This is a genomic window from Comamonas thiooxydans (assembly GCF_002157685.2).
Lineage (GTDB): Bacteria > Pseudomonadota > Gammaproteobacteria > Burkholderiales > Burkholderiaceae_C > Comamonas > Comamonas testosteroni_H.
Genome location: NZ_AP026738.1, coordinates 5,066,188 through 5,088,442, shown reverse-complemented (window position 1 = coordinate 5,088,442; position 22,255 = coordinate 5,066,188). Strand labels below are relative to the sequence as shown.

Annotated in this window: 20 protein-coding genes and 2 tRNA genes; 6 read left to right on the top strand and 16 right to left on the bottom strand. The window is 61.1% G+C overall.

The window, feature by feature from the left end; genetic code table 11:
- Window positions 1–48 precede the first annotated feature (48 nt).
- The gene (gene modA / locus CTR2_RS23730; protein ID WP_140400969.1) at window positions 49–843 is read right to left on the bottom strand and encodes a molybdate ABC transporter substrate-binding protein; all 795 of its coding nucleotides are present in this window, start codon (window positions 841–843) and stop codon (window positions 49–51) included.
- A 97-nt stretch (window positions 844–940) separates the two neighbouring features.
- Here modA and CTR2_RS23725 point away from each other — a divergent pair, with 97 nt between their 5' ends.
- On the top strand, window positions 941–1,813 hold the full coding sequence (locus tag CTR2_RS23725; RefSeq protein WP_087080483.1) for a molybdenum-dependent transcriptional regulator: 873 nt from the start codon (window positions 941–943) through the stop codon (window positions 1,811–1,813).
- A gap of 164 nt (window positions 1,814–1,977) precedes the next feature.
- On the opposite strand, the gene CTR2_RS23720 is transcribed toward CTR2_RS23725, so the two are convergent.
- From CTR2_RS23720 to mdlC, 4 genes are all read right to left on the bottom strand, one after another.
- The gene (locus CTR2_RS23720) at window positions 1,978–2,994 is read right to left on the bottom strand and encodes a Bug family tripartite tricarboxylate transporter substrate binding protein (protein WP_140400970.1); all 1,017 of its coding nucleotides are present in this window, start codon (window positions 2,992–2,994) and stop codon (window positions 1,978–1,980) included.
- Window positions 2,995–3,024: 30 nt separating this feature from the next.
- Window positions 3,025–3,996, bottom strand: a complete 972-nt coding sequence (locus tag CTR2_RS23715; protein ID WP_087080485.1) for a Bug family tripartite tricarboxylate transporter substrate binding protein — start codon at window positions 3,994–3,996, stop codon at window positions 3,025–3,027.
- Between the two features lie 103 nt (window positions 3,997–4,099).
- A complete protein-coding gene (locus CTR2_RS23710; protein ID WP_087080487.1) occupies window positions 4,100–5,041 on the bottom strand; it encodes a ketopantoate reductase family protein in 942 nt (313 codons plus the stop codon).
- Window positions 5,042–5,069: 28 nt separating this feature from the next.
- Entirely contained in the window at window positions 5,070–6,686 is a 1,617-nt protein-coding gene (mdlC, locus tag CTR2_RS23705; protein WP_087080489.1) for a benzoylformate decarboxylase, read from the bottom strand.
- A gap of 111 nt (window positions 6,687–6,797) precedes the next feature.
- Here mdlC and CTR2_RS23700 point away from each other — a divergent pair, with 111 nt between their 5' ends.
- Window positions 6,798–7,703, top strand: coding sequence for a LysR family transcriptional regulator (locus CTR2_RS23700; protein ID WP_087080491.1), 906 nt, complete (start codon window positions 6,798–6,800; stop codon window positions 7,701–7,703).
- Window positions 7,704–7,859: 156 nt separating this feature from the next.
- On the opposite strand, the gene CTR2_RS23695 is transcribed toward CTR2_RS23700, so the two are convergent.
- The 7 genes from CTR2_RS23695 to CTR2_RS23665 form a co-directional block, all read right to left on the bottom strand.
- Window positions 7,860–9,029: an MFS transporter gene (locus CTR2_RS23695; protein WP_176391696.1), complete on the bottom strand. Its 1,170-nt coding sequence runs from the start codon at window positions 9,027–9,029 to the stop codon at window positions 7,860–7,862.
- Window positions 9,030–9,402: 373 nt separating this feature from the next.
- Window positions 9,403–9,479: transfer RNA gene (locus CTR2_RS23690), tRNA-Met, on the bottom strand.
- A 121-nt stretch (window positions 9,480–9,600) separates the two neighbouring features.
- A tRNA-Met gene (locus tag CTR2_RS23685) sits at window positions 9,601–9,677 on the bottom strand.
- Window positions 9,678–9,750: 73 nt separating this feature from the next.
- Window positions 9,751–10,530 carry an enoyl-CoA hydratase gene (locus CTR2_RS23680; RefSeq protein ID WP_057093504.1) on the bottom strand — a complete coding sequence of 260 codons (780 nt, stop codon included), beginning with the start codon at window positions 10,528–10,530 and terminating at the stop codon, window positions 9,751–9,753.
- Window positions 10,531–10,626: 96 nt separating this feature from the next.
- Window positions 10,627–12,444: a M61 family metallopeptidase gene (locus CTR2_RS23675; RefSeq protein ID WP_087080493.1), complete on the bottom strand. Its 1,818-nt coding sequence runs from the start codon at window positions 12,442–12,444 to the stop codon at window positions 10,627–10,629.
- A 94-nt stretch (window positions 12,445–12,538) separates the two neighbouring features.
- Entirely contained in the window at window positions 12,539–13,246 is a 708-nt protein-coding gene (locus CTR2_RS23670; RefSeq protein ID WP_087080495.1) for a DsbC family protein, read from the bottom strand.
- A gap of 128 nt (window positions 13,247–13,374) precedes the next feature.
- Entirely contained in the window at window positions 13,375–14,502 is a 1,128-nt protein-coding gene (locus CTR2_RS23665) for an FAD-dependent monooxygenase (protein WP_176391583.1), read from the bottom strand.
- Between the two features lie 164 nt (window positions 14,503–14,666).
- Between CTR2_RS23665 and CTR2_RS23660 the strand changes: the two genes are divergently transcribed.
- The 3 genes from CTR2_RS23660 (at window position 14,667) to ychF (ending at window position 17,357) form a co-directional block, all read left to right on the top strand.
- Window positions 14,667–15,554 carry an MOSC domain-containing protein gene (locus tag CTR2_RS23660; protein ID WP_087080499.1) on the top strand — a complete coding sequence of 296 codons (888 nt, stop codon included), beginning with the start codon at window positions 14,667–14,669 and terminating at the stop codon, window positions 15,552–15,554.
- A 107-nt stretch (window positions 15,555–15,661) separates the two neighbouring features.
- A complete protein-coding gene (locus CTR2_RS23655; RefSeq protein WP_087080501.1) occupies window positions 15,662–15,985 on the top strand; it encodes a hypothetical protein in 324 nt (107 codons plus the stop codon).
- 274 nt (window positions 15,986–16,259) lie between these two features.
- Complete coding sequence (ychF, locus tag CTR2_RS23650; protein ID WP_003075290.1) at window positions 16,260–17,357, top strand: redox-regulated ATPase YchF; 1,098 nt, start codon at window positions 16,260–16,262, stop codon at window positions 17,355–17,357.
- A gap of 631 nt (window positions 17,358–17,988) precedes the next feature.
- Here the strand turns inward: ychF and CTR2_RS23645 are convergent.
- The 4 genes from CTR2_RS23645 to CTR2_RS23630 all read right to left on the bottom strand — a co-directional run bounded on the left by CTR2_RS23645 (window position 17,989) and on the right by CTR2_RS23630 (window position 21,438).
- Window positions 17,989–18,357, bottom strand: a complete 369-nt coding sequence (locus CTR2_RS23645) for a DUF1428 domain-containing protein (RefSeq protein ID WP_087080502.1) — start codon at window positions 18,355–18,357, stop codon at window positions 17,989–17,991.
- Between the two features lie 196 nt (window positions 18,358–18,553).
- Window positions 18,554–18,718, bottom strand: coding sequence for a hypothetical protein (locus tag CTR2_RS23640; protein ID WP_176391584.1), 165 nt, complete (start codon window positions 18,716–18,718; stop codon window positions 18,554–18,556).
- 12 nt (window positions 18,719–18,730) lie between these two features.
- Window positions 18,731–20,350: a sensor domain-containing diguanylate cyclase gene (locus CTR2_RS23635; protein WP_087080504.1), complete on the bottom strand. Its 1,620-nt coding sequence runs from the start codon at window positions 20,348–20,350 to the stop codon at window positions 18,731–18,733.
- Between the two features lie 203 nt (window positions 20,351–20,553).
- Window positions 20,554–21,438, bottom strand: coding sequence for a LysR family transcriptional regulator (locus tag CTR2_RS23630; protein WP_087080506.1), 885 nt, complete (start codon window positions 21,436–21,438; stop codon window positions 20,554–20,556).
- Between the two features lie 197 nt (window positions 21,439–21,635).
- Between CTR2_RS23630 and CTR2_RS23625 the strand changes: the two genes are divergently transcribed.
- Window positions 21,636–22,148 carry a universal stress protein gene (locus CTR2_RS23625; protein ID WP_087080508.1) on the top strand — a complete coding sequence of 171 codons (513 nt, stop codon included), beginning with the start codon at window positions 21,636–21,638 and terminating at the stop codon, window positions 22,146–22,148.
- The last annotated feature ends 107 nt before the right edge of the window (window positions 22,149–22,255 follow it).

The following is a 22,255-nucleotide window of genomic DNA, read 5'->3' as shown; positions in this document are numbered from 1 at the left end:
GAGCGGATCGCTGGGTTGAGGCGGGCTCTAGCGCTTGCCGGTCAGGCGTCAGAAGCTATAGCCGTAGGAGCGGATGATGTCGTGCGCCTTGGGGCTGCGCAGGTACTTCATCAAAGCCGCAGCGGCTTCGTTGTCCTTGGCGCTGTTGAGCACAATGGCGTCCTGGCGGATGGGTTCATGCATGTTGGCGGGCACCTGCCAGGCCGAACCCTCGCGGATCTTGCCGTTCTCCATGACCTGGGACAGTGCCACAAAACCCAGCTGCGCATTGCCGGTGGCAGCGAACTGGTAGGTCTGGGCGATGTTCTCGCCCATCACCACCTTGGGCTGCACCTGTGCGCTCAGGCCGAGCTTGTTCAGCACTTCCATGGCAGCTGTTCCGTAAGGGGCCAGCTTGGGATTGGCGATCGCGATGTGCTTGTAGTCGCCGCTCTTGAGCACATCGCCCTTGTCATCCACATAGCCGGCCTTGGGGCTCCACAGCACCAGCGTGCCGATGGCGTAGGTAAAGCGCGAATCGGTCACGCCCTTGCCTTCCTTGGCCAGTTTTTCGGGTGTGGTGTCATCGGCGGCCAGCAGAATGCCGAAGGGCGCGCCGTTGTTGATCTGGGCGTAGAACTTGCCGGTGGCGCCAAACGACAGCTCGGCCTTGTGGCCTGTATCCTTCTCAAACTCGGCCGCAATCTTCTTCATGGGCGCGGTGAAGTTGGCTGCCACGGCGACCGCCACTTCAGCGGCCTGCGCCTGCGCAGACCACAGGCCCAGCACGACTGTGCCGATCACGGCCGCAGAGCGAGCCAGTTGAAAGGAAAAACCGGTGGAGCGGGCAGTGATCTGAGTCATTGAAATTTCGCTATTCATTGATGGAATAGCGAGTGTAACGTGAATGAACAACTGAGGTCGAGCGGGGAAATTGACTGTCAGGGCATGATGGCGGCCTATGTCAGACACAGAAAATTTCGAACAAGAACAATTGGATATGGCCGGCGACGAGGCTGTGCCGGGTGGCGCACTATCGTCCGACTCGGTTTCCCAGGCGCTGGGCTATGACATGGCCGACCGTCGCATTGCCATCCTGCGCGGGATTGCGCAAAGCGGCTCCATCTCCCAGGCAGCACGTGACGTGGGCGTGAGCTACAAGGCGGCCTGGCAGGCCATCGATACCCTGACCAATCTGGCTGGCGTGCCGCTGGTCGAGCGCAGCGTGGGCGGCGCCGGGGGCGGTGGTGCACAGATCACGCCAGCGGGCGAGGAATTGCTGCATGCGGCCGAGGCCATGATGCGCTTGCGTACCGAGTTGCTGCAGCGCATGCAGGCCGGCACGCCTGGTGGGGGGCAGCCCAATCTGGGCCTGATGACCAGCATGCGCAATCAGTGGCCTTGCAGCGTGCTCAAGGTCGAGTCCATAGGCGGGCAGATTCGGGTCTGGCTGCGTGCCGCAAGCGATGCAGGCTCGGACTGGACGATTGCTGCGCGCATCACGCCCGAAAGCTATGAGCTGCTGGGCCTGGCGCCCGGTGTGCAGGTGCTGGCGTTGTGCAAGGCCACGGCCGTCAAGGTCTGGCTGGGGAAGGAGCGGCCTGCTGGGTCCACGCAGCCCATCAATATCTGGCCTGCCGTGGTGCAGCGCGCGACCTATGGCGCAGCCACGGTGACGGAAGAGAGCCTGGCTTCCGATGAAGCCATCTGTCGTTTGAGCTGGGGTGCTCAGATCGTAGGCTTTGCGCCGGCCATGAGCGGGCTGGTGGCCGATGACAATGTCTGGCTGGAGGTGGCCGAGTCGGCGGTAGTCGTGGCGATGGCCTCCCACTGAAACACGACTGGCGCAAATTCGGATCTGGCTTGGTGTTTTGTCGGTAGGCATGCCTGTTGAGCATTCTTGCTTGCGTAAACCAAAAAAAGACCGCCGGTCCTTTCAGACGGGCGGTCAAAAGGGAGCTTTCGGGCAACCGGACTCCCACGTTGAACTGAAATTTCTTAGTCCACTTTCAAGCCGATTTCCTTGATCAGCGGTGCAAACCGGGCGCGTTCCTTGGCATGGTGGTCCACGAAGTCCTGGCGGCTCATGCGCGGCTCGGGCGTGGCACCCAGACCCTGGATCACATCGACCACGCTCTTTTGCTCCAGTGCCTTGATCACGCTGGCGCGCACGGCATCCACCACGGCTGCGGGCGTGCCGGCCGGCGCGTAGACGCCGAACAGTGTGTCGGCATCGAAGCCCGGCAGGCCGCTCTCGGCCAGCGTGGGTACCTTGGGGTACAGAGGTGAGCGGTGCGGGCTGCCTATGGCCAGCAGCTTGAGCTTGCCGGCCTCGACCTGCTTGAGCCCCGGGCCCGGATCGAACCAGTATTGCAACTGACCGCTGAGCACATCGGTCAAGGCAGGGCCGGCACCCTTGTAGGGAATATGGCTGGCATCGACCTTGGCCGCGCGCTTGAACATCTCACCGGCCAGATGAGGCGAGCTGCCAGGGCCTGGCGAGCCGTAGGATAGCTTGCCCGGATTGGCCTGCAGGTGCTTGATGAAGTCCTGCACATTGCTCACGGGAAGGCTGGGGTTGGTTTCCAGGAACACATGCACGCGTGCCACGGCCGCCACGGGGATCAAGTCCTTTTCAGGGTTGAACGGCAGCTTGCTGTAGATCAGCGGATTGATGCTGATGCCGCCGCCGCTGCTCAGCAGCAGCGTATAGCCGTCCTTGGCAGAGCGCACGGTTTCGCTGATACCGATATTGCCGTTGGCTCCTGGCTTGTTGTCCACCACCACGGACTGGCCCAGCACCTGGCTCATGGTGGGCGAGATCGCGCGCCCCATCACATCGGCGGCGCCGCCAGGGGCGAAGTTCACGATCAGGCGGATGGGGCGATCCGGCCATGTCTGTGCCTGGGCGGCCGGTGCCAGGCAAAGCGCCATGCCCAGGCTGGCCCAGCCTTTGGCGATCAGGGCGCGCAGCTGCCTGTGTGCAGAGGGGCGTTGAGTGATGGGAGTCTCCATATGCGTTTTCCTGCTTGTCATTGATAGCGATCAGTCCAGCTTGATGCCTGCGGTCTTGATGACCTCTCCCCAGCGCTTCTTCTCGGAGAGCCAGAACTCGCGCATCTGCTCGGGAGTGCTGGGCAGGGGCTCCAGGGCCAGTGATTCGAAGCGGGCCTGCACGGCCGGCGTCTTCAGGGTTTCCTGCAGCGTCCTGGACCACATCTGTATGGTGGCGTCATCCGTGCCCCTGGGGGCAACCAGGCCCTGCCAGGCGAAGGCCTCGAAGCCGGCCACGCCCTGCTCGATGAGCGTGGGCGTCTGAGGCAGAGTCTTGAGTCGCTGCGCACTGGCCACGCCGATGGCGCGGACCTTGCCCGTGTTGATGTGGGGCAAGCCTGCGGCGCTGTCCACCAGCATGAAGGGAATCTGGCCTCCGATCACATCCAGCATGGCCGGGCCGGCGCCGCGATAGGGGGCGTGGGTCATCTTCACGCCCATCTTCTGGGCCAGCAGTTCGGTGGCCAGGTGGTGCGGGGTGCCCAGCCCGGGAGATCCATAGCTGAGCTTGCCGGGGTTGGCCTTGGCCCAGGCCGCGAATTCCTGAAAGCTGCGCACCGGCAATTCGTTGTTGACAACCAGCAGCAGCGGAAAGCGCGCCAGCAGGCTGATGGGAACGAAGTCCTGCTCGGCGTTGTAGGCCAGCTTGGGGAACAGATGCGGGTTGGCGGCCAGGGTGGCGAAGTCGGCGGTGAAGACCAGGTTGCCATGGTCGCGCGAGCGCGCCGCATATTCTGCGGCGATGTTGGTGCCGGCGCCCGGCTTGTTGATCACCACGATGTTGCGATGGATGGGCTTGGCCCAGGCCTCGGCTACGCCGCGAGCCACGGCATCCGAGCCGCCGCCCGCGGCAAAGCCGACCACCCATTCCACGGGCCTGCCGGACGTCGGCTGGGCGTGGGCCGTACCCAGCATGAGCTGTACACCGCAAGCAGCGCCGGCTTTGAGAAAGGTTCTGCGCATGTTGTCTCCTTGTTGTTGAATTCGTGGGCCCGGTGCCTGCTGTCTTTCTCTTTGTTTTGCTGTCTTTTCCGGGCCTTCGATGCGTCTTCGCCGAGTCCTTGTCCTATGACGTGCGCTGCTGTGTCATGCTGATGAGCCGGTGCAGGGTACGTGTCATGGGTGTGGCTATGCCATGCCGCTCGCCCGCGCGCACCACCGCGCCGTGGATGGAGTCGGTCTCGGTGGGGCGCCCCGCCAGCAGGTCCTGCAGCAGCGATGGCTGGTGCCCCACATGATGGTTCAGGGCGTCCTCCACCGTGGCCTGGATGCGCAGGGCGTCCACGGCGATGCCGTTGGCCGCAGCCACGGCAACGACCTCGTCCAGGACTTCGCGGATCAGGCTGCGGCCCAGAGGACTGGCCAGTCCGTCAACGGTCTGGCGCGTGATGCCGCACAGACCGTTGAAGGCTGCATTGAAGGCCAGCTTCTCCCAGATGGCGGTCTCGACCTCGGGATCGATCTCGCAATGCAGGCCGGCGCGGTTGAGGTCGTCGCAGAAGTCCTGGAAGCCGGCGTCCACCTGTCCGGTGCGCGGCATGAAGCGGATCTTGCCGCTGCCCAGCGAACTCACTTTTCCGGGAGCCAGCAACCGGGCCGGCCATGTCGTCACACCCACGGCGATCTGCTGGGAATCGGCAAATCCGTGCAGGGTCTCGATATGTCCTATGCCGTTTTGCAGGCTGAGCAGCAGGGCCTCAGGCCCTATCAGGTGGGCAATGCTTTGCAGCGCGGCCTGGGTGTGGGCGGCCTTGGTGAAGATCAGCCAGCGCGCGGGCGGCTGCGTCAGCTCATGGGCCTGCAGGGCCTGAACGCCGGCGTGCAGCGGACCTTGGTCGGTCTCGCAGTGCACGCCGTGCTCGCGTATGGTCTGGAGCAACTGCGCGTTGACATCCACCAGCGTGACGGGGATGCCGGCCCGGGCCAGCCGGGTGCCGAACAGGGTGCCCATGGCCCCCGCTCCCAGGATGCCTACGGTGGCCGCTTGCGGCTCTTGTGTGTTGTGCATGTCTTGTCTCCGAGGGCTCGGGGCCGGGTCAGGCGACCTCGACCTCGACCAGAGTGGCGCGCGGGCTGCGCAGGGCGTCCCGCAGAACCTGGGGCAGCTGGGCTGCTTCGGTGACGCGCACGCCGTCGCAGCCCTGGCCCTTGGCCAGGGCCACAAAGTCGATGTCGGGCAGGTCCGTTCCCTCGACCTTCTCGCCCTCACGGTAGCCGAACACCCTGGAGAAATCCTGCAGGGCAGCGTAGCGGCGGTTCTTGACAATGATGTAGGTGACCGGCAGCTTCAGATGGGCGGCGCTCCACAGTGCCTGGATGGCGTACATGGCCGAGCCGTCGCCGATGACGCCTATGACCTTCTTGTCGGGCTTGGCCAGCGCGATGCCTACGGAAGCAGGCAGGCTGTGGCCCAGTCCGCCGCTGCACATGGTGAAGAAGGTCTCGGCAGCGTAGATGGGCAGATGGGCCTGGATGATGGAGCGCGAGCCAGGCGCCTCCTCGACGATGATGCTGTCGCGCGATCGCACCTGGGCCAGTGTGTGCATGAGGAAGGCATCGCTCATCAGCTCGCCTGGCTCGGGTGCCGCCGGCGCCGGCATGGCGGGCCGGGGCTGGAGCGCGGGGCGCGGATGCGTCGGGGGGCGGGTCAGCAGCTCCTGCACGCCCATGCGAATATTGCCCACGGCCGCGTCGCCAACGGGTGCCCAGGCGGCGATGGCGGGGTCCTCGATGAGCTGGAACAGCTGCGTGCCTTCGGCGATGAAGGGGCCGTGGCCTTCGACGTGGTAGGTGAAGGCAGGTGCGCCGATGACGAAGACCACGTCATGGCCCGAGAGCCTGTCCACGATGCGCTCGCGCATGGCGGGCAGGAAACCGCCGAACAGCGCATGGTCCTCGGGGAAGCCGCAGCGCCCGCTCATGGGCGCCACATAGACGCGCGCCTGGTGGCGTTCGGCCAGGGCCTGGACGGCCTCGAAGGCCTGGCTGCGGTCCACGGCCGCTCCGACCACGAAGGCCGGTGTGCGCGCACTCTCCAGCGCCTGGCCTATGCTGTCCAGCAGGCGTGGGTCGGGTCGGGTTTCGAAGCCGACTTTGCGCAGCGTGATGGGTTCGCAGGGCACATCCCAGTCATCGGCGGGAATGGAGACGAAGACCGGGCCGCGCGGCTCCTGCATGGCGATGTAGTAGGCGCGCGCCAGAGCCTGGGGCACGTCCTCGGCGCGTGCAGGCTCACAGCTCCACTTCACATAGGGCTTGGGCAGCTCGGCGGCCTGGTTGGAATGCAGGAAGGGGTCGAACTGCAGCAGCGAGCGCGTCTGCTGGCCGGCCGTGATGACCATGGGCGTGCGGTTCTTGAAGGCCGTGAAGATATTGGCCATGGCGTGGCCCACGCCGGCGGCCGAATGCAGGTTCACGAAGCTGGCATTGCGCGTGGCCTGGGCATAGCCGTCAGCCATGCCCACGACCACGGTTTCCTGCAGACCGAGGATGTATGAGAAGTCCTCGGGATAGTCGCGAAACAAGGGCAGCTCGGTGGAGCCCGGGTTGCCGAAGATGCGCGTCATGCCCAGCTCGCGCAGCATGTTGATGACGGCATGGCGTACGGTGAAGACCTCGGCGGCCTGGGCATTGGGGGCGGTGTTGGCGGGCAAAAAATTCTCCTTGGATCGGGCTGGCACTGGGCCTTGGCACTGTTGGCATCAATCCTGCCTTTGGAGATAATTTCCAGCAATTGAATAAATCATCTAAGAGATATTCGTTTAATGGATATATCAGGCCTGGATCTCAATCTGTTGCGTGTTTTCGATGCGGTGTTCCGCCACGGCAGCGTCAGCCGCGCTTCGCAGGAGCTGGGTCTTTCCCAGCCCGCAGCCAGTCAGGCGGTGACGCGGCTGCGCCATTTGCTGGGTGATCCGCTGTTCGAGCGCATGCATGGGGGCGTACGCCCCACGCCGCGTGCCGAGCGGCTGGCTCAGGCGGTAAGAACTGCGCTGGCAACGCTGGAGGTGGCCTTGGCAGAGGCACACAGTTTTGATCCCTTGCAGGCGAATCAGTGCTTTCGCATTCACCTCAGTGACATCGGTGAGGCGCGCTTCCTGCCACCGCTGATGCAGGCCTTGAGAGGCCGGGCGCCCCATGTGCAGCTGGAAACCCTGCCCATGCCCATGGGCGAGATTGCCGATGCCCTGGATCGCGGCTCGCTGGATATCGCCATCGGCTTTCTGCCTGGTGTGACGGGCACGCAGCAGAAGGTGCTGCTGTCCGACCACTACGCCTTGTTGCTGCGTCAAGGGCATCCGGTTCTCAAGGGTTTGAAGGCCGAGAGACTGAGCGCTGAACATTTGCGCGGGCTCGACTATGTGGCCGTGCGCTCGCATTCCGAGACGCTGCGCATTCTGCGCAAGCTCGAGTTGCAGGATCAGGTGCGGCTGTCGGCGGCCCACTTCATGGCCGTGCCTTCCATCGTGCATCAGACGGATCTGGCCGTCATCATGCCCGCCGAGATTGCCGAGACCTTTGAAGCGCAGGGCGGATATGTGGTGCTGCAGGCCGATCTGCCGGAGAGTGCTTTCGATGTCTCTTTGCACTGGAGCTGGCGCTTTGCGCAGGAGCCCGCGAACCAGTGGCTGCGGGAATTGGTCAGCGAAGTGTTCGGGCAGCGCAGATAAGGGGCTAAGCCCCCATACGTACCCGCTTCGTGTGGCCGCTGCCCCTGCGTCGGGCGCCCCAGCGGAGGCTTGTTGCCTTGGGATGACTCAGCGGCAATAAAAAAGCGCCAGGCTATAAGGCTCTGGCGCTTGATGGGGCTGCGATGGCAGCTATCTTTAATGAAGTTCTTTGCCCTTGAGCTCGGGAATCAGAAAGACCGTGGCCAGCATGTCCAGCACATAGATGGCGGCCAGCAGTGCAATGGCCACCTGGAAAGAGTAGGCCATGGCCAGCGCACCGATGACGACCGGGCCCAGGCCCCCGACGGCGCGGCCGATGTTGAACAGCACGTTCTGAGCCGTGGCGCGGGCCTCGGTGGGGTAGGCTTCGCTGATGACGGCGCCATAGCCGCCCATCATGCCGTTGACGCACAGGCCCATGATGGCTCCCACCCACAGCATGGCCGTGGCATCGGTGAGCTGGGAATAGGCCAGCACCGAGATCACGGAGCCGACCTGGAAGATCAGGAAAGTGGGCTTGCGGCCGATGCGATCGGCCAACTGGCCGAAGACCCAGATGCCCAGCGACATGCCGATGATGGTGACGGCCGTCCACACCGACGACTTGGTCAGGCTGAAGCCCATCTGCTTGGACAGAAAGCTGGGCATCCAGATCATGATGCCGTAGTAGCCGAAGTTCTGTACCGAGGTCAGCACGATCACGCCCAGGCTGATCTTGCGCGTGGCCTTGTCCTTCATCAGCAGTTTCAGGCATTGCATGGCCGAGGGCTGCTCTTTCTTGCTGCGTGCCACGAACACTTCGGGCTCATGCAGCTTGTTGCGGATGACCCAGGCCACGACAGCAGGAATCACGCCGACCAGAAACATGCCGCGCCAGCCGATGGAGGGCAGCAGCAGCGGGGTCAGCATGGCTGCGCCCAGCACGCCCAGTTGCCAACCCAGAGCCACATAGGACGAGACTCGTGCGCGATGGCGGGCGGGCCAGGCTTCGGCGGCCAGTGCCATGCCGATGCCGAACTCGCCGCCCAGGCCGATGCCGGCAATGGTGCGGTAGATCAGCAAGTCCCAGTAGCCCTGTGCAAAAGCACACAGGCCGGTAAAGACGGCAAACAGCACAATCGTCCAGGTCAGCACGCGGATGCGGCCATATTTGTCGCTGAGCATGCCGAAGACGATGCCGCCGAAGACAGCACCGATCAAGGTCCAGGTCACGAGAGAGCCAGCCTGGCCGGGCGTGAGGTTCAGGTCCTTGGAGATGGCCGAGAGCATGAAGCCCAGAATCAGCAGGTCAAAGCCGTCCATGGCGTAGCCGACGGCCGAGCCCATGAGTGCTTTCCAGCTGTATCCGTTGACTTCTGTTGGAGCGGCGGGCGCGGCTATGCCTGCCACGGCGCCTGTGGTTTGTGTGGTCACGGGAGAGTCCTTGAGCGAAGACGGACTTCGGGTGCCTGCAGGCCGGCTTTTGCAGAAAAAAGCAGACCCTCGCTGGGCGCAAGACCAGCGCGCGGGCACGCAGCGTGCGTGCAGCATCCTTGAGGTGCAACGGGCACGAAAAAGTCCTTGAAGGGGAGTTTGAGCGGCTGGAGCATGGCGGCGCGGCCTGCGTTGATTTCTGCAGGGCAGAAAGGGCAGTGCGGCGCCATGTCGCCTCTGTAAAAAGCGAAAAGCCCCAGCTGCGTGAGCAACTGGGGCTTATATTTGGTGGTCGTAGCGGGACTCGAACCTGCGACATCAGCATTATGAATGCTGCGCTCTAACCAACTGAGCTATACGACCGACAGTGCGCAATTCTAGAGGTAAAACAGTGGCCCGGCGGCAAACTTGGGAATTTTTTTATCCGGCAGCACCAGGCAAAGAAAAAACCGCAGTGCTTTTGCAAACACTGCGGTTTTCTGTTTGGTGGTCGGGGCGGGACTTGAACCTGCGACATCAGCATTATGAATGCTGCGCTCTAACCAACTGAGCTACACGACCGAAGACAGCGATTATATGCAAAAAATCGCTGCTTCAATCGGTTTTCTGAAATTTCTCGCGAAAAATCTGCTGCTTACTGATGGGTGAAGTTGGCGGGGCGCTTGTTCACAAAGGCGTCCATGCCCTCCTTCTGGTCCTGTGTGGCAAACAGGGCGTGGAACAGGCGGCGCTCGAACATCACGCCATCGGACAGTCCGCTCTCGAAGGCGCGGTTCACGGACTCCTTGGCTGCCATCACGGCCAGCTGAGAGAAGCCGCTGATGATGATGGCGGCGCCCAGTGTCTCTTCCATGAGCTTGTCAAAGGGCACGACGCGGCTGACCAGGCCGGCACGCTCGGCCTCGCTGGCATCCATCATGCGGGCCGTCAGCGCCATGTCCATGGCCTTGGATTTGCCCACGGCGCGGGGCAGGCGCTGCGTGCCGCCGGCACCGGGAATCACGCCCAGCTTGATCTCGGGCTGGCCGAACTTGGCGTTATCGGCGGCGATGATGAAGTCGCACATCATCGCCAGCTCGCATCCACCGCCCAGGGCAAAGCCGCTGACGGCGGCAATCACGGGCTTGCGGATGCTGCGAATGGTTTCCCAGTTGCGCGTGATGTAGTCGCCGCCATAGGCGTCGGCAAAGCTGTACTTGGCCATGGCACCGATGTCGGCACCGGCGGCAAAGGCGCGTTCGCTGCCGGTGATGATCATGCAGCCAATGCTTTTGTCGGCATCGAACTTCCTAAGTGCATCACCCAGTTCGTCCATGAGCTGGTCGTTCAGGGCATTGAGCTGCTTGGGACGGTTCAGCGTGATGACGCCGACTTTTTCCGCTTCCACGCGGACTTCGATGGTTTCGTAGGCCAAGTTTGTCTCCTGCTAAAGAATGAATGGCTGCTGCCAAGAATAACCGCTGAGTCTGGCTGCCGGCTGTCGCGCTGCAACGGCACTTAGGGGCTGGGTTCAGGCCGCAATGCCCGCCAGCCAGCGCTCTGCAGCGGCCTTGTCGCTGATTTCCAGCCCCAGATTGCTGATGGGGCTGGCGCTATCTGCATCCTCGCTGGCGGCTTTGGCGAGCAGGCCGCCCAGGTTCAGCGTCAGCTGCAGAATCTGCTGGTCGCGTGCCACCCAGGCCGTGAGCTGATTGGAGCCGGCCGCGTACAACTGCACATCGTCCAGTTTGCTGATGCGCCAGCGCTGACCATCGGCCTCGACGGCCAGCCACTCATCTCCAGCCATCATGCCGGCCTGCTCGGCAGCACCGCCGCGCAGCACGGTCTTGATCTGCACGCTATGGTTTTCCTGGACGCGCAGACCCAGTTTCTGCGCCAGCTGTGCGGGCTCGGCCTTGCTCTTGATGCCATGCCGGGCCAGCAGCTCGCGCAGCGGCAGGTCCTCGGTGGAATGCACCCAGGTTTGCAGCTGTCCGGCAATCTCGGGGTTGCCCACTTCGCTGACCACGGTCAGTACATCGGCTTCGCTGATGGGGCCGCCTTCACTGCAGCGCCACAGGCCGCGCATCACATCGTCCAGGCTGCTCGTGCCGTGGGCGCGCAGAGCCAGGTCAAGGCACAGAGCGACCAGCGAGCCCTTGGTGTAGTAGCTGACCGTGTGATTGGCAGTGTTCTCGTCCTGGCGGTAGTACTTGACCCAGGCGTCGAAGCTGGCCTCGGCCACGGATTGCACCAGGCGGCCCGGCGTCTGCAGCACCTGATTGATGGTGCGTGTGACGAGCTTGAGATACTGGCTGTTGTCCAGCAGCCCGGCACGGCGCAGGAACAGATCGTCGTAGTAGCTGGTAAAGCCTTCAAAGAACCACAGCAGCTCGGTGTAGTTCTCCTGCTCGTAGTCGTAGCGGGCCAGTTCGGCCGGGCGCAGGCGCTTGACGTTCCAGGTGTGGAAGTACTCGTGGCTGATCAGGCCCAGCAAGGTGTTGTAGCCCTCGCCGGCCTTGGCCTCTCCCTTGCGCGGCAGATCGCGGCGGCCGCAGATCAGCGCCGTGCTGTTGCGGTGCTCAAGGCCGCCATAGTTGTCATCGACCACATTGAGCATGAAGACATAGCGGTCCATGGGCGGCTGGCTGCCGTCGGCATGCCAGAAGGCGATTTCGGTCTCGCAGATCTTTTTCGTATCGGCCAGCAGGCGCTCGCCATCAAAGCTGGGCGCGGCACCGGCGACCACAAACTCATGGGGCACGCCGCCGGCCTCAAAGCTGCCGCGCCAGAAGCGGCCCATCTCCACGGGGCAGTCCACCAGCTCGTCGTAATGGGCTGCCGTGTAGAGGCCGAAGCCGTTGGCATCGACTTGCGCGGGCGTGAGGCCGGTGGCCACCTGCCAGCCCTCGGTGGCGGGGCTGCCGAGCAGCTCCAGCGCATGGAGGCGGTCTTCCTGATCATGCACGCGCAGGCACAGGCTGGTGCCGTTGAAGAATCCACGCCGGCGATCCAGCCAGGCTGTGCGCACCGAGGTGTCATAGGCGCAAACCTGATAGCTGATAACGCACGCTGAATCAGCGTTGCAGGCGATTTTCCATTGATTCTTGCTGAGCTGTTGCACGGTCACGGGCTCACCGTTCTGCGTGGCCTTCAAGCCCTGCAGATTCTTGGAGAATTCGCGCACCAGATAGCTGCCCGGAATCCACACCGGCAGCGACAGCAGCTGCTGCGCTGCAGGCTGGGCGATATGCAGCTCCACATCGAAAAGATGGGCGTCCACCGCGCTGGCCTGCACGGCGAAGCGGATGTCGGGGCGAATGCCGGATGTGTTGAGAACAGAGGTCATGGCAGCTCCAGAAATGCGGGCCGGAGCATGCGAACCTAGCGCAGCGCGCCTGAAACTGCATCAGGTGCGCGCTGCTCCGGCAATGAGACAGAGATTACTTGGCGGCGGCCAGGTGCTTTTCGACCTCGGCAGCCGAGATGGCGCCGGGCACACGCACATTGTTGGAGAAGATCACGGTGGGCGTGCCGGTGATCTTGTACTTGCGGCCGAAAGCCAGATTGCGCTGGATGGCGGCGGGGTCGCACTGGGCGGCAGCCGCATTCTTGCTGTTCAGCATCTGATCCTGCCAGGCCTTGGCCTGATCCTTGGCGCACCAGATATTGCGCGACTTCTCGGCCGAGTCAGGGCTCAGGATGGGGTAGAGGAAGAGGTAGATGGTGACGTTGTCCACGCTCTGCAGGTCTTTTTCGAAGCGCTTGCAGTAGCCGCAGTTCGGGTCTTCAAACACGGCCATCTTGCGCTCGCCCTTGCCGTGCACGATGGTGATGGCGTCCTTGATGGGCAGTTGCTTGAAGTCCACGGCCGTGAGCTGGGTCATGCGGTCTTCGGTCAGGTTGCGGCGCGCCTTGGTGTCGATCAGCTCGCCCTGAATCAGATAGTTGCCCTTGGCATCGGTGTAGAAGATGTCCGTACCCACGCGTACTTCGTACAGGCCGCTCATGGGGGTGGAGCGCACCTCGTCGATTTTCTCGAGCTGGGGAATGCGCTCGGTCAGCGTCTTCTTGAGATTGGCATCCTGGGCATGCACGCTCAGGCCGAAGGTCAGGCTGGCGGTGGCCAGCAGGCAGGCAACAAGTTTCATGGAAGATGTCATGGGCTGCAGCGCGCTGCAGCGTGGAAAGAATGAGGTCGGCTGCCATCCACTATGCATGGACGGCAGGGCTGTTGCTTGGAGTACGGACTGAGTCAAGGGTTCCCTGAGCCGTCTTCTCAGAGCAGACCCATGGCCTGCTTGGCCATCCAGGACTTGAGCAGGCCGCTGCGCTCAAAACCCTTCATGCCCCAGTTGCGCAGCATCTGCACAGGCACTTCGGGACGGGAAAACAGCTGCTGCAGCCCGTCCATGGCCAGGCCCATGGGGGCCAGAGATGCCTTGCGCTCACGTTCGTACTGGCGCAGCAGCTTCAGATCGGCGGGGCTGCGCCAGTAGTCGCGCTCCTGAAGGATGCGTGCCAGCGTCTGCACATCGCCCAGGCCCAGGTTCAGACCCTGGCCGGCCAGCGGGTGGACGTTGTGGGCGGCGTCACCCGCCAGCACCCAGCTTTGCTGGCTGTTCCTGTCCAGCGGTCCGCACCAGCGATCGGCTACAGCCTGCTGCAGCGGCCAGGTGGCGCGCTCGGCCACCAGCTCCAGCTGGCCCAGAGCATCCTGGCTGATGGACTGCAGGCGGGTGGTAAAGCTTTCTTCGTCGCTTTTCAGCCAGTCAGGCACCAGCGATTGTTCCAGAGACCAGACAACGGCCACTTCGTGACCGTCGGGTCCGCCCATGGGCAGAAAGGCCAGGATTCCTTCCGGCGTGAACCACTGGCGTGCAATGCCGCCATGTGGCAGCTCACAGCTCAACCGGGTGGCAATGGCGTGCTGGGAATAGGGTGTGACGGAGAACTCCACGCCAAATTCGGTGCGTGTGCTGCTGGAGCGGCCTTCGCAGACGGCGGTGAGTGCGGCCTCCACCGGTTCCTTGACGATTTCCACCTGGGGTTGATAGCGCACTGCCTCGGCCAGGCGCTGCTCCAGCGCGGGGACATCGACGATCCAGGCCAGTGCCGGCACTTCCTGAGAAGCTGCGTCGAACTGGACCTGACCGTCCAGATCACCAAACACCTGCATGCCGACCACGGGTGTGGCATCCTCGTCGTCAGGCCAGCAGCGCAACGACTGCAGCACGGCCCTGGAACTGGCATTGAGCGCATAGGCGCGCACATCCTTTTGTTGCGGGGATCGCGGCTGAGGCGGCGCCACCAGCGCCACACGCAGACGCTCACGCGCCAGCAAAAGAGCCAAGGTCCGGCCCACAATGCCGGCTCCACGAATACATACATCAAAGGTTTGCGCCATGTCCGGCATTGTAGGAGGCGCGGACAGGGCCTGCGCTCATGGAGGAAACCTCACGTCATGCGGTCGCCGACTGCAGTCAACTATGTTGTTGATAGCGAGCTGTGCAGGTCAAGCAGGGACTAGAGGGCAAAATGAGAGATGAATCCGTAATCGAAGGAGATGTGATGACCGACACCGCCTATGACGTGCAGGGCCGGATTGCCGAACTGTGGATCTACCCCGTCAAATCCTGCGCCGGTATTGCCGTGCCGAAGGCCGAGCTCTCGCGCCATGGCCTGCAATGGGACAGGCACTGGATGGTGGTCGATGCCAATGGCGATTTCTTGACCCAGCGCAGTCATCCGCGCATGGCGCTGATCCGGCCCGAGATTACGGAGGAATACTTGCTGCTGCATTTTCCGGGCATGGACAGCTTGCAGATTCCTTTGCTGGTACAGGGCGGCAAATGCCGTGCGCGGGTCTGGAAGGATACGGTCGATGCCTGGGACCTCGGCGAATGGGCCGCGCCTGCACGCAGCTGGCTGAGCCGGGTTCTGGCGCAGGACTGCCATCTGGTGCGCTTTGATGGTTCGCAACCGCGCCGGGCCAGCGAACGCTGGGTGGGCGATGGCGATGCTCCGGTGCATTTTGCCGACGGCTATCCTTTGCTGCTGCTCAGCCAGTCGGCCGTGGATGAGCTCAATCAGCGGCTGACGCAGGCTGGCGAGGCAGCTGTCGATGCGCGGCGCTTTCGTCCGAATATCGTGATTGCCGATATCGAGGCCCATGATGAAGATCGTGTGGAACAGCTGGATCTGCCCCAGTTGCCCGGTCTGAGCCTGCTGCCCTGCAAGCCCTGTACGCGCTGCCCGATTCCCGATGTAGACCCCGACACCGCCATACCCGGCACGGCAGTGGGAGATTCAATTTCCATTTATCGCCAAGATCCGCGTGTGGATGGTGCTATTACTTTTGGTATGAATGCCATAGTGCTGGGTCTGCCAAGTGTTGCGGATGCTGCAGCGGAGCTGGTTGTGGGCCAGCAACTGGCGGGCAATCTGCGCTTTGATTGAGGGTGTAGGCCTTTGACCCTCAAAGACTTGGGGCATCCCTGTAGTAGTGATGCAGCAGAACCAGTGTCCAATAAGGCCATTGGCAGCAGCAACGAGGGGAGGGCGGCATGGCTGAATTCAAATCTGGCGATTTCGTGGTTCTCACCGGGGGCAGTGCTTTTGCCGGAAAGATCGCGCGCCTGACTTTTCGTGCCCCCGACAGAGATTTCTGTCTGCCGGACGGTCATGGCCATATTGGCTGTGAGGCCGGAGACTGGGTGCTGGAGTTTGCCCAGAAGGTGCCCGCCTTGATGCGCAGCTGTCGGACTCCCTGCATGACCAAATATCTGTGCAGTCCGCAATCCCAGTTCCGACGGCTGGAGGAGACTGCCGGGTTGGAGCAACTGTTTGGCCCCATGCGACAGAGTTCGCCGGCGTTGACCGCTGATTGATCCGACATTTCCCGGAATTTTTCTCCCAAGCCTGTCTTTGCGCAGGCTTTGTTGCTTTCTGGCCGGAACCGCGGCGCAATCTACCGCAGATGAGCAGAGATTGCCGGGTCATTACAATCGGGGGCTTTCCGTGGCCAAACCAGGACGAAACTCTGAGTGAACAGAGTGCCTATGGGTCACGCTTCAAAAGAACCGGATTCGCGACGATGCGGATCGGGCACTTCCGCCACATGGGTGTGGTGCCGGGTAGTGCATTGATACATAAGGAATTTCCATGAGCCTCAAATGCGGCATCGTGGGCCTGCCCAACGTGGGCAAGTCCACTCTTTTCAACGCGCTGACCAAGGCCGGCATCGCTGCCGAGAACTATCCCTTCTGCACGATCGAGCCCAACACCGGCGTGGTGGAAGTGCCTGATCCGCGTCTGGATCAGCTCTCCGAGATCGTCAAGCCCGAGCGCATCGTTCCCGCTATCGTGGAGTTCGTGGACATCGCCGGTCTGGTGGCCGGTGCTTCCAAGGGCGAAGGACTGGGCAACCAGTTCCTGGCCCATATCCGCGAAACCGATGCCATCGTCAACGTGGTGCGCTGCTTTGAAGATCCCAACGTGATTCACGTGGCGGGCAAGGTGGACCCGATTTCCGACATCGAAGTCATCCAGACCGAGCTGTGCCTCGCCGATCTGGCCACGGTGGAAAAGGCTTTGAATCGCTACAGCAAGGCCGCCAAGTCCGGTAACGACAAGGAAGCCGCCAAGCTGGTGGCACTGCTGACCCCCATTCAGGCCGCCCTGAATGAAGGAAAGCCCGCCCGTGTGGTGTCGGTGTCCAAGGAAGATGCTCCCCTGCTCAAGCCTTTCTGCCTGATCACTGCCAAGCCTGCCATGTTTGTCGGCAACGTGTCCGAAGACGGCTTTGAAAACAATCCTTTTCTGGATCGTCTCAAGGAATATGCAGAAGCTCAGGGCGCACCCGTGGTCGCCATCTGCGCCAAGATCGAGGCCGAGATGGCCGAGATGGAAGACGAAGACCGCGATATGTTCCTGCAGGAGCTGGGCCTGGAAGAGCCTGGTCTGAACCGCCTGATCCGTGCAGGCTTCAAGCTGCTGGGCCTGCAGACCTATTTCACCGCCGGTGAAAAGGAAGTGCGTGCCTGGACTGTGCGTGTCGGCGCGACGGCTCCCCAGGCCGCGGGCGTGATTCACGGTGACTTCGAGCGCGGTTTCATTCGTGCCCAGACCATTGCCTTTGAAGACTTCGTCGCTTTCAAGGGCGAACAGGGTGCCAAGGACGCCGGCAAGATGCGCGCCGAAGGCAAGGAGTACATCGTCAGGGACGGCGATGTGATGAACTTCCTGTTCTCCCCCAAATAAGCACGATTGACATGCACCCTGGCCACATATGGATGTCCATGTGTGCCCAGGTGTCATCGTCATTGAAGGGCGCAACCGGCAGATGCTTGCGGCGGCATTGTGGAATCAATCAGTGTCGCGGCGGCAGTCCAGCCCCGCTATCGAGCACCAACGGGATGCAGTACAAGGCAGCGCTCAGCCGCCGGCGTTGTACCGGAGATAGCGATCACTGGTATCGGCAGGCGGTGCATCCATCCAGCGAGGGCGGGCTGCTTCTGCTTGCTGAGTCCGCCGGACTCAAATTTCCGGGGCGGCGGTACTGCTGCGATTGCAGGCCTAACCCACGGCGATGAGTTGCGGTTGACCGTCGCAGCTCACGGAGCTTATGACACACAGCCCACTGCATGTCGCCCCGGTACACCCATTGCTCCCCCGAGAGAGAATGCCCGGAGGTGCAAAGGCGATGTCTTTGTGTATCGCAATGAGAACGACTGCCGCATGCAAGCGCTTTGGACGCAGGCCAGCCATGGCTGGCGCGGCAATCACCGGCGCAGCTTGGTGGAGACCATGCTGCATTGCATCAAGCAACTGGGTGAGAGGGTGATGCTGCCTGGGTTTGAACCTGGCAGCTCAATGAGCTGACTATCAGACCTCAAGGCTTCACTTCGACGACTTGTTCGAAACCCCCAAAGATCATGCGCTTGCCGTCGAAGGGCATGGGCGGGTTGCCGGGGGCGGATGGGTCCATGCGCGGGTCTTCCATCATCTTCTTCATGGCTGCGTCGCGCGTAGCCTTGTCCGGCCATTCGACCCATGAAAAAGCCACTGTCTCCTCGGCCGTGGCCTGAACCGAGCGGCGGAAGTCGGTGACTTTGCCATCGGGGACGTCATCTCCCCAAGCCTCGATCACCCTGATTGCGCCGAGCTCGATGAATATCGGGTCGAACTTGCGCGCGTGCTCGATGAACTTCTGCTTGTTGGCGGTGGGGACAGCGATCACGAAACCATCGATATATGACATCTCTTCACTCCTGCTGAATTGACCGTTAGATGCGGAGCTAGCGCCGCATTCACAATGCCCGCAGGGCCAGCTGGGCCCTTTGAGCTCGCAGATCACGCTCCAGCAACCCAGGCTGAGCATGGCCTTTCAATTTTGTCTGTGGCGACCGGGAACCTGAGCAGCCAATGCTGCATGCATCCTGCTCTTCAACTCGATGTCAGTCGAGCGGTTCGCTGAAAATGTGGTGGCAGTTTTCGCGTTGATCGTAATGCAGCTCACCTGCGCAGAAGCTGAAGTTTGTGACAGACAGATTCTGGCCGTCGGCAAGATCCGTTGCAGTCTTTGCTGCTGCCAGGGCAACGCAGACATTGTTGAGCGGCATTGCAACCTTTCGTCATTCTTTCTTGTGTTCATCAAGCATCAGCACCGGTGCCGCCTCCATGACGGACTCAGATAGGGACTGGCTATGGCTTTGCGTTGTGTCCCGAAAGTCTGCTACTCGCTGTGCCGGACTTTTGGTGAATACAACAACTTTGTTGCGACCTGTCGTCTTGGCCTTGTACAGCGCCTCATCGGCCGAACGGATCACCGAGGCTACGTCTGCATCGTGTTCTGGCTCCCAGGCCGCGCAACCAATGCTGACTGTGATGTAGCCGAATTCGCTTCCGGAGTGCTCGACAGAGAGTTGCGAAACGGCGGCGCGGATGCTTTCTGCAAGGCATGAAGCGCCCTCTAGAGATGTATCCGGCAAAACAACGATGAACTCCTCGCCTCCATAGCGAGCTGCGATATCTCCTGGCCTGCGAATATTGTCACCAATGCATTTGGCTATGGTTGCGATGACGTCATCCCCGGCTTGGTGTCCGTATGTGTCGTTGTAGACCTTGAATCTGTCAATGTCGACGAATAGCAATGAAAAGATACTATGGTTTCGTCTTGCCCTGTGCCATTCCTGATCCAGCATCTCGTCGAGTCTGCGGCGGTTGTTCAAGCCCGTCAGCCCATCGGTACGAGCTAGCAAGGCCAGCTCCGACTCTGCGCGTATTCGTCGCTTGAGCTGTGTCACGAAAGCAAAGGACAAGCCGATAAAGGCTGCTGTGAGCACCCCCATCAGACAGGCAATGATCAGTGCACGCTGTCGCCAAGCCGTGAAAATATCGGAGTGCGCTTTCGCGACCATGATAATGAACGGCAAGCTCGGAAGATTCTTGAAGTAGTACAGGCGATGAGTGCCATCGAGGTAGGAGGTATCTGAAAAGCTGCCCTCAGGTTCGGCAATGAACCGCTTGAATGTGTTTGCGTTTCGTATATTGCGCCCTATGACCTTGGCATCAAAGGGTTGGCGCATCATCATCGCACCATCTTTTCTTATCAATGCGAGTGATCCATTCTCACCCAGCGACAGCCCGGAAAATAGTTTTCTGAAGTATTCAAGTTGGACATCGATCAGCACTACGCCTGCGAAAGAGCCGTCTGCATGAGAAATCCGACGGCTCAGGGGAATGCTCAGGGCGCCGTCATGCAGTGGTGATGCGTATGGGTCTCCCACATAGAGCCCCGTGGCTGAATTTTCTCGATGTACGGTGAAGAAGTCATGGCCAGATAAGTTGACATTGCCTGGGTTGACTTTCTGTGCATCGATGGCAATGTTTCCCTCGGTATCCAAGACCAGAATTGATCCCAAATAGGATGCAGTCGCAGCTTTGTCGAACAAGGCAACTTCGCGCAGATGCGGCGATGCCGCCATCACTTCGGGATCGTTCAATCCATCAATCACGGCCTGCAATGACAGCGAATAAAGTTCGAGATTTCGAACCACATCATTTTCGGCGAGAAGAGCCACATTACGCGATGTTTCCACCGCGTGCTTCATCGTGTCCAGCCGACTTTGATAAAGAGCCGCCGCGCAGATCGCCGCCATCGAGAGCGCAATTGCTCCAGCCACGAAGAGCATTGCATAGGAGATGCTGGAGAAGTGACTACGATCAATAGCAAACCAATGAGTTGATTTCATATTGTCTAAGCACCTGCACTGGTGATATCGAGCTTGTAAAGATTGTGCTTGAATAAGTCAGCACAGCGCTTTCTTCACATTTCACAACAGTCTGCTTTGATGGCTCTTGGGGATTTCGGCCATAGACGGTTTGTGATCGCAGGGGCGAGCTTCACCACACCTCGATTCGCCGACAGTGCTGAGCGCTTGCTTCTCGAGGAAATCTAGCCTCTGGTCGAAAAAAGCTTTTGCACCAGCGGATGTAGTACCTTCCTGCTTGCACCAATCGCGAAGAAGTGCTCCTCCACGCCCTCGCAATCGCCCAAACGCTTCACCTCATATCGGGTCGTCAAGTCTTCGTGAACCAAGCTGGCCATTGGAAAGACACCCATGCCAGCTGCTCCAAACGTCTTGAGCAATGCACTGTCCTCGAACTCGCCTATGACATGCGGTTTGATGGATTCTCGTTCAAACCACTGATCAAGCCTTGCGCGTACTGCCGCATGGGCCGTTGGCAGAAGTACGGGAACTTTGGCCAGAGACTGTGGAAAGCCTTGCCGAGCTGCCGCAAACAAGGATGCAGGTGCGTACCAGGCCAACGGGGATGAGCCCAGAGAGTGGCTGTAGACCTTCAGGTTGGGGTTTGGAGGAGCGGCCCGGTCGGCAAGAACGACATCAAGTCGATGCAAAGCCAGGTCGCCCAGCAAATCCTCGAATTCGTCAACCAAGCACAACAGTCGAAGATGGGGTTCCTGCATCACGGGTTGCATCAGGCTTCGCACCGCCAGTTCGGGCAACTCGTCGGCGATGCCGACGATCAAGCGCATGGTCGGCATGCCCACTGCGTCACGCACTACCGCAGGCAGCTGTTCCCCTAGCTGGAAGATTTGCTCTGCCTGTCGCATGGCGGCAAGTCCTGCGTCTGTCAGGACAACGCCTCGCCCTGCAGGTTTGAGCAGTGCATAGCCCAGTGACCGCTCCAGCTCACGAACTTGGGTGCTAACAGTTTGTACAGCCATGCCCAGGCGCTCGGCAGCACGGGCCATGCCTCCTTCTTTGGCGACAACCCAAAAATAGTAAAGGTGCCTGTAACTGAAGCCAGGGCTCATTGTTCGGCTTTTCGGAGCTATTGCTTCCGAATTATCTGCTTTTATTAAATTGCAGCATCGCTATCGTTGGTGTTGTCCAGGGCCAGGAGAAGTGCTCGGCAGAGAACCTTCGAATCAGGAGGCGCAAGCGGTCTTTGAACGAGGATTCACTCAGGTGAGTCACTGCACCAAGCAGCTCACCTCAAAGGAGAGGCACCATGCTGAGAGTTCTTGTCCCGTCAGACGGATCAGCCAATTCGTTGTTTGCAATACGTCACGTGATCGACGAGTTCAGGAAGAGCAAAGATCTGGAGATTCATCTCCTGAACGTGCAGCCACCATTCTCGAAACTCATCACCGATTACTCAAGCAGGAGTGACAGGATGGAGTTTCACCACGAGCAGACGGAGTCGGTGCTCTTGACCACTCGACGAATGCTGGATGCCGCCGGGATTCCATATGCTGTCCACTCGGAAGTCGGCAACAAGGTTGACTGCATTGTGGATGCCGCGCACAGGCTTCATTGCGACCTGATTGTCATGAGTACGGCACGCAAGAGCTCCTTGGTACGTCTTATCGAGAATTCAGTGACGAATCAGGTGCTGGAGCGAACCAGCGTGCCTGTAGAGGTGATCCCGGGCGAGCCTGCCTCGAAGCTGGAGCGCATTGGTATTCCTGCGGGAGTCGGTGCCGGAGCGGGCATTGTGGCTCTATGGATGGCTTCCAGTTAAGAGTTCGACAGCGACGTTGAGAGCCGCTCGCACTTCCCTTGCTACACCGTTGCTTCGCCTTGTCTCTGCGGTTGGCCGGGGCATGTCAGCGGCCCCTGGTGCAAGCA

Bases quoted from the DNA above. Each gene is read 5' to 3' on its own strand.
- modA (WP_140400969.1), bottom strand. From the start codon at position 843: ATGACTCAGATCACTGCCCGCTCCACCGGTTTTTCCTTTCAACTGGCT.
- CTR2_RS23725 (WP_087080483.1), top strand. From the start codon at position 941: ATGTCAGACACAGAAAATTTCGAACAAGAACAATTGGATATGGCCGGC.
- CTR2_RS23720 (WP_140400970.1), bottom strand. From the start codon at position 2,994: ATGGAGACTCCCATCACTCAACGCCCCTCTGCACACAGGCAGCTGCGC.
- CTR2_RS23715 (WP_087080485.1), bottom strand. From the start codon at position 3,996: ATGCGCAGAACCTTTCTCAAAGCCGGCGCTGCTTGCGGTGTACAGCTC.
- CTR2_RS23710 (WP_087080487.1), bottom strand. From the start codon at position 5,041: ATGCACAACACACAAGAGCCGCAAGCGGCCACCGTAGGCATCCTGGGA.
- CTR2_RS23700 (WP_087080491.1), top strand. From the start codon at position 6,798: ATGGATATATCAGGCCTGGATCTCAATCTGTTGCGTGTTTTCGATGCG.
- CTR2_RS23695 (WP_176391696.1), bottom strand. From the start codon at position 9,029: ATGGGCTCGGCCGTCGGCTACGCCATGGACGGCTTTGACCTGCTGATT.
- CTR2_RS23675 (WP_087080493.1), bottom strand. From the start codon at position 12,444: ATGACCTCTGTTCTCAACACATCCGGCATTCGCCCCGACATCCGCTTC.
- CTR2_RS23670 (WP_087080495.1), bottom strand. From the start codon at position 13,246: ATGAAACTTGTTGCCTGCCTGCTGGCCACCGCCAGCCTGACCTTCGGC.
- CTR2_RS23665 (WP_176391583.1), bottom strand. From the start codon at position 14,502: ATGGCGCAAACCTTTGATGTATGTATTCGTGGAGCCGGCATTGTGGGC.
- CTR2_RS23660 (WP_087080499.1), top strand. From the start codon at position 14,667: ATGACCGACACCGCCTATGACGTGCAGGGCCGGATTGCCGAACTGTGG.
- CTR2_RS23655 (WP_087080501.1), top strand. From the start codon at position 15,662: ATGGCTGAATTCAAATCTGGCGATTTCGTGGTTCTCACCGGGGGCAGT.
- ychF (WP_003075290.1), top strand. From the start codon at position 16,260: ATGAGCCTCAAATGCGGCATCGTGGGCCTGCCCAACGTGGGCAAGTCC.
- CTR2_RS23645 (WP_087080502.1), bottom strand. From the start codon at position 18,357: ATGTCATATATCGATGGTTTCGTGATCGCTGTCCCCACCGCCAACAAG.
- CTR2_RS23640 (WP_176391584.1), bottom strand. From the start codon at position 18,718: ATGCCGCTCAACAATGTCTGCGTTGCCCTGGCAGCAGCAAAGACTGCA.
- CTR2_RS23635 (WP_087080504.1), bottom strand. From the start codon at position 20,350: ATGAAATCAACTCATTGGTTTGCTATTGATCGTAGTCACTTCTCCAGC.
- CTR2_RS23630 (WP_087080506.1), bottom strand. From the start codon at position 21,438: ATGAGCCCTGGCTTCAGTTACAGGCACCTTTACTATTTTTGGGTTGTC.
- CTR2_RS23625 (WP_087080508.1), top strand. From the start codon at position 21,636: ATGCTGAGAGTTCTTGTCCCGTCAGACGGATCAGCCAATTCGTTGTTT.